A 5,758-nucleotide genomic window follows, 5' to 3' on the forward strand; every position below is an offset into this window, starting at 1 on the left:
TGCCGCCGCCCCCACCGCCACCGCCGCCGCCGTTATCGCCGCCTCCCGGCATGTCGCCCGCCGACGAAAGCGGTTGCCCGCCTCCCATGCCGGTTTGGCCGCCTTCACCACCGCTCCCACCAGCGGCAGCGAAGGCGGCCTTGATCGCGCTGGCTCCACCCGCAGCGTTCATCGCGCCAGCAGCGATCATAGCCCCACCCGTGGCCGCCGCCCCAGCGGCCATCCCGGCAGCACCCAGCGCGGCCCCTGCCCCAAAGGCTCCGATACCGCCCGCCGCGTGGATCGAGCCGCCGCTTATAACGCCCCCGACCATCGCGGGAACCTTGTTTACGAGCGCCAGAAGGACGACCGCGAAGACAAGCATGGTCCCTAAATCTTGGAGAGACGAACCCTCGCCCGTTGCGGCATAATATTGGTCAAGGAAGGTTTTGCCGACGCCGACGATAAGAACCATCGTCATCAGGGACGCGCCCACCGCGACCACCGTTTTGAAATAGTTCAGCGCAATATCGCTGGTCCACCGCGCGCCGCCGAAGCCCAAAAAGATAACCCCGGCATAGGCGAGGACATAGCCGGAGGCCAACAGCAGCAGCATATTCACGCCGACGAGAGCCAAAACAATCAGGATGCCCAGCGAAACCAAGATAGAAAGAGCGGAATCGACCGGAGTTAGGACGCTGGACGCTTCGACAGCTTGGCGGAAAATGTCGAAACCAATGTCCACAATACCCGATGGCGCGAGATTGTTAGGCAGGCCGGATGCCTGCGCACCCAACGAGCGCAGCCCTTCAATGATCGCCAAGCCGATCGCCGGGCCGTTGATGAGCAGCCACCAGAAGAAGCCGCAGAAGATGGCGAAGCGAATTGCTTCCGAAGCAAATTCGCCAAGATCGGCGCGGCGCAACGCCATTACCCCGAACGTCCAAATGAGGCTGACCGCCGCTAGTGTGCCGAATAGAATTGTCGCGTGCGTTGTGAAGACGCTCGCCCACGCCGCCGCCATGCTCTTATATTTGTTCAGAACATTATCGAGCATACCTTGCGATTGCGCATAGGCGGGAGTCGCGGCGAGCGTGAGCGCCACCCCCAAGGCGGACAGGTGTAGGCGAGCCAGAGCCTTCATAGTGCTATCCTCAATTCTGATAGGTTCCGATCGGCGTCGGCTTGGTTTCGTGCGCTAGTGCGCTGCCCGCTTCTTGGCACTCCGCGTCGGTTTCGACGCCGGATTTGCATCGGGCGACCTTCTCGCGGGCTTCGTCTAGGTGTTGAGAGTAATAGAGCATCGTTTTCGGTTCGGACTCGGACTTGCCGCAGGCCGCGAGAAGAAGTGTAGCGGTGCAGCAGGACGCGGCGATAAGTTGACGCAATTTCGGCATGGGCTTTCCTTAATTCTGATAGGTTCCGATCGGCGTCGGTTTGGTTTTCCGCATTGCGGCCGATGCCTCTGTTGCCGCAGCATCGCGATCGAGCTGATATTGCGATTGAGCCGTCAGCGCGGCGCTTTGCGCGAGCAGGACGCCGCGAATTTTCTGCAACTCACTGGCTTGTTGGGCCGCAAATTGATTGGCGTAGGACAGGGCTTGCATTTGCCCGCTCGCACCCGTGGCATTGGCCTGCAACTGGTCGAGGCGCTGGCCGTCAGACGCAAGCGTTGTCATGGCGCTGTTGATGCCGTTCATAGCGTCGGCATTTGCGGCCATCTGGCTTGTCGTGCGGGCGCGAGTAGCGGACAGAGCCGCCGCGCGCTGCGCCGCCGTGCAGTTCCCGAACGTGCAAGCATTGGTCTGATAGTAAGACGGATTTTTGAATTGATTCATGTAGGTGTTCACGTCGCCAGCTTGACGAGCGAACGAGCTGATTTGATTGACCTGCCCTTGGAGGCTGTCGATCGTTTGCGTAGCCTGCTGCCAGAGCTGGACCGGCGCGCCGACCGTGTTCTGAATCATATTTTGGTATTGCTGTAGCTGCGTCTGATACTGCTGGATTTGCTTCGCCACCGTGGCGACGTTTTGCAGCGCGGAAACGGTTGTCTGGCGGACGTTCGCAACGTCGATAACCGAGATTTGCGCATTGGCGGACGGGGCCGCCAGCGCGAGAGTGATCGCTAAAGAAATTTTAGCGGCTAAAATTCGAGACTTCATTTTGCTTGCTCCCTTTCATCTGGCGTCAATAATCGAATGAGCGGTAAGGCTTTGAAAATGTGAGGTCTTTCACGACGACCACATTGAAGCGGAAGCCGGGCCGGATAATCAGCGTGGGCGATATGTTCAGATTGCGCTCAATCATCATCGCCGTGGTCTGTCCGAGCTGCTGGCCGAGAGCTTGGCTAAGGGCTTGGCTGGCGGACATGGTGCCATTGGCGTTGAGGCCGGTTTGCGGCTGACTAAGGGTTACGCCAGCGGTCACACCAGACATGAGCAGAGCGGAGCCGAAGATACGGAACCAATGCGCGTTCACTTGGTCATGGAACCCGGCATAGCCCGCGCTGTCCGACCCCGGCATAGCGCCAAGGTCGATCGCCTTGCCGTCAGGAAAGATGATCCGTTGCCACGCGATGAGCGCGCGCGTCTGCCCAAAGACCGGGTTGGAATCATACGCGCCGACAAGGCGGGAGCCTTGCGGGATCAGGAGATAGCGGCCCGTCGCGGTATCGAACACGTTTTGGGAAACTTGCGCGACAATCTGCCCCGGTATTTGCGAGTTGATGCCGGAGATCAGCGTGCCGGGAATTACGAAGCCCGCGCGGAGCTGGTAGCGGGAGGGCGCTTCTACTTGGCTGTTCGAGGCCCAGCGATTGCCACCCGCATTGTTGGCGAACTGGCCATAGTTGGCAGGCGGGCGGGCATTGGCGGCACCCTGCCCGGCTCCGGCTCCTCCCCCGGCCACTTGGTTTGACAGGGCCGTAAGGGTGGCAATGTCGGAGGCCGAGGGCTGGCGGCCCTGCGCCATTGCAGCGGCCATTTGCTGTTGCAGGGCGACGAGCTGGGTTGCCGGATCAGCGCCGCCACTCATGCCGCCAGCGCCAGAGGATGCCCCATTGCGGCCGTCCTGCCATTTCAGGGCGGTAGGAGAGCGCACGGCGCTGCCAAATTGGGCAAGGCGTGCTTCGCGTATCGCTTCCATGCGTGCCCGGCGCAGATCGGCCGCCGTGGGGCCGTTGGGTTGCGCTGGCGAGGCGGTGACGGTTGGCGGCGCATTGGGATCGACCGGCGCGACCGGGATGCCATCGGCAGGCGGCAGCGGGGGCGCGTTCGCCATCACTTCCGCAGCACCGCTTGGAGCGGTCCCCGCAACCTTGTTCGCAACATCGGCCGAGCTTTGACCGACAGCCGGTTGAACCTTGGTCGCCGCATTGTCCGAGGAGCGATCAATCATAATCGACACCACGATGGCGATGAACAGCGCCACAATGCCGAGGACGATCAGCAGCGGCGCATTATTGACCCTGCGAACTCCCGTCACCAAGCGCCCGCTGTTCCCGTCCGCTGCACCGCCCGGCGAGGCTTCCGGCGACATGCTATCAGCATCAGACATAAACCTACCCCCTTACCCGGCCTTGACGACGCCACAGCGCGCGGCACGGATGCCCTTGCACTTGGCGCGCGCCGTCGCGCTGGATTGAAACTGTCCGAATTGGATGCCGTGAGAGCGTCCGTTTTGGACAAAGCGCGGCGTCACGCTCGCCCACGAAGGGCGAAGGCGCGCCGTCGCGCGCCAATAGGCGCGTGCTGCGCTTTCGGAGGAGAAGCCCGTCAGGCTGACAGACCACGTTCCGGCCTCTGTTCCATTGCCGCCGAAGCCGGGTTGCGTGCTGGCGACGGGCGACGGAACGGGAGGAGGTGCGGCAGGCGCTACGGGCCGGTTCGCCCGTTCGATCAGCTCCGGCGTTGCGCCGGTCAGATCGAGCGCCCACCCGGCAGACGGGTAGATACCCTTTTCATCCACGCCATAGATGCGGGAGAAAGTTTGCGCGCCGACCCGCAGCGTCACGCGGTAGGAATCGGCAATTGGCTGATCGACGTAATAGCGCAACGGCGTGGCCGCAGGATCGGGCTTCACGCCCTTGCCCGCCTCAATCACCGCATAGCCTGCTTGGCGCATCGAGGAGCGCAAGCCGTCACCATAGGCCCCGCCCCCGGTAGTCGGGATCAGCACCCGGCTAATCGCAGGCGGGTAGAGTTTCACCAGCTCCGCCACGGAATCGTCAACGAGGGCTTGGGCCTGATCGGGAGGAGCCGGAACGGCGAAGCTGTCCCGGTGCGAAACGCCCGCGCAGCTCGTAAGCAGGAAAGCCACTGATACAAAAATCGCACCGCGCACGATCAGCCCCCCCTTGTGATGGTGACGCGCTCTTGGCGCTTGCCGACACCGGAGATGAGGACCGCTTGGTCAAAAATCTGATCGACAATGTAGCGGCCATCTTGGAGCCGGTAATTGACGATGGAGGTATCAGCCGCCTTGGAGACGCTGCCCCCGGCCCGGACGATCAGCAGCGATGGCGCTTCCGTCTGCTCCATCGCGTGCGGCATTTCGATGATGGTTTTGACGCCATCATTGTAAACCCGGACGGGCTTCCAGCGTGCGCGGCCGTCAACGCTATAGTGGAAATCGAGATTGGAGAGATATTCGCTCCCTCCCCTGCCCGTCCCGCGCGCGCCATCGGGCACCGCCATCGTGTTTTCGGCGCGCGCCGTGTCCGATCGAGCGCGGAAAGCGGCCCATTTGGCTTGCGCTTCATCGGGATAGGTGAACGCCACCCGCGACATGAATTGCGTCCGGTGCGACACCAACCGGATATGGTAGGTGCGGCGATCGGTCGTCACGATCAGCGTTGTATTCAAGTTCGCATCGAGCGGCTTGATGATAAGATGCTGGGTTTCGTTCGGCCCGGAATTGGAAACGGCCGGTTCGATCAGCCAGCGGGCGCTATCGCCCACGTTGACCGAATTGATGTTCTCGCCCGGCTGCAACTGCACATCGCAGATTTGCAGCACAGCACAGACCACGGAGGGTTCGGAGGTGCCGAAGGCGAACAATACCGCGCCTTCGGTGCCCGGCACCGGCTTGATGCCTTCGGCGCTTTCCGCCTGCCAGCGCCGCGCGATCGACAGACCCTCGCGCTGGGTGCGCGTCAGGTTCGGATTGCGCGGGCTGATATAGGCATTGGGATCTACTTGCGCCCCTCCCCCGGCAGGCATGGGCGCGTTCGCGGGCGGCATGTCGTCGGGAAGCGGCGGGCCGTCCTGCGCGGACGCGATCGAAGGCAGCGCCGCGAGGGCGGCGGCGAAATAGGCGATCTTCTTCATGTTGATTGTCCCTCCCATCAGAGTGTGCGCGACCAAGAGAAATCTTGGACGAACACGCCCAAGGGGTTTTGCTTAATTTGTTCCTCCGTGGTGGCCGAGCTGGGCGGCGCAACGCGGATCGTGACGAGCGCGCGCATTTTCGCCGGAGGCTGGATAGGCTGGCCTTGCCGATCGCGCTCCGTCTCGGTCCAATCGACCTGCCAAGAGGTCTTGGTTTGCTGAATTACCGAGGCGATTTCGACCGACACGGTTTCCCGCGCCGCGCGGGCGAAAGGCGTATTGTCGGGATTGCCGTTGAGATAGTCGGTCATCTTTGCCAACGCCGGATCGTTCGGCGCGAGCATCCCATAGACCCGGAAAATGGCTTGCTTTTGGAGTTCAACGTCAGCCGTCACCATGCGGGCCGACTGGATGAAGGAGCCGACTTGCGCTGGCTCTGTTGCAAAGATTGG

Annotated in this window: 7 protein-coding genes; all 7 read right to left on the bottom strand. The window is 62.2% G+C overall.

Annotated elements, in window-relative coordinates; genetic code table 11:
• The coding region (gene trbL, locus H926_RS0108300) for a P-type conjugative transfer protein TrbL (protein ID WP_022675884.1) at window positions 1–1,123 on the bottom strand (1,123 nt) is incomplete at its 3' end.
• A gap of 10 nt (window positions 1,124–1,133) precedes the next feature.
• Window positions 1,134–1,376, bottom strand: coding sequence for an EexN family lipoprotein (locus H926_RS32350; protein ID WP_019053956.1), 243 nt, complete (start codon window positions 1,374–1,376; stop codon window positions 1,134–1,136).
• Window positions 1,377–1,385: 9 nt separating this feature from the next.
• On the bottom strand, window positions 1,386–2,141 hold the full coding sequence (gene trbJ, locus H926_RS0108305) for a P-type conjugative transfer protein TrbJ (protein ID WP_022675885.1): 756 nt from the start codon (window positions 2,139–2,141) through the stop codon (window positions 1,386–1,388).
• Window positions 2,142–2,166: 25 nt separating this feature from the next.
• Entirely contained in the window at window positions 2,167–3,534 is a 1,368-nt protein-coding gene (locus H926_RS0108310; RefSeq protein ID WP_026149855.1) for a TrbI/VirB10 family protein, read from the bottom strand.
• A gap of 12 nt (window positions 3,535–3,546) precedes the next feature.
• Entirely contained in the window at window positions 3,547–4,320 is a 774-nt protein-coding gene (locus H926_RS26360; RefSeq protein ID WP_019053953.1) for an SPOR domain-containing protein, read from the bottom strand.
• A gap of 2 nt (window positions 4,321–4,322) precedes the next feature.
• Window positions 4,323–5,306 (bottom strand): P-type conjugative transfer protein TrbG, encoded by a 984-nt coding sequence (gene trbG / locus H926_RS0108320; RefSeq protein WP_006964392.1) that lies wholly within the window; start codon window positions 5,304–5,306, stop codon window positions 4,323–4,325.
• Between the two features lie 17 nt (window positions 5,307–5,323).
• The coding region (locus tag H926_RS0108325) for a VirB8/TrbF family protein (protein ID WP_028657755.1) at window positions 5,324–5,758 on the bottom strand (435 nt) is incomplete at its 5' end.

Origin of the sequence: Novosphingobium sp. B-7 (assembly GCF_000410615.1) — a bacterium.
Classification (GTDB): domain Bacteria; phylum Pseudomonadota; class Alphaproteobacteria; order Sphingomonadales; family Sphingomonadaceae; genus Novosphingobium; species Novosphingobium capsulatum.

Coding starts and splice junctions, on each gene's coding strand:
- trbG (WP_006964392.1), bottom strand. CDS start 5,306: ATGAAGAAGATCGCCTATTTCGCCGCCGCCCTCGCGGCGCTGCCTTCG.
- trbJ (WP_022675885.1), bottom strand. CDS start 2,141: ATGAAGTCTCGAATTTTAGCCGCTAAAATTTCTTTAGCGATCACTCTC.
- H926_RS0108310 (WP_026149855.1), bottom strand. CDS start 3,534: ATGTCTGATGCTGATAGCATGTCGCCGGAAGCCTCGCCGGGCGGTGCA.
- H926_RS32350 (WP_019053956.1), bottom strand. CDS start 1,376: ATGCCGAAATTGCGTCAACTTATCGCCGCGTCCTGCTGCACCGCTACA.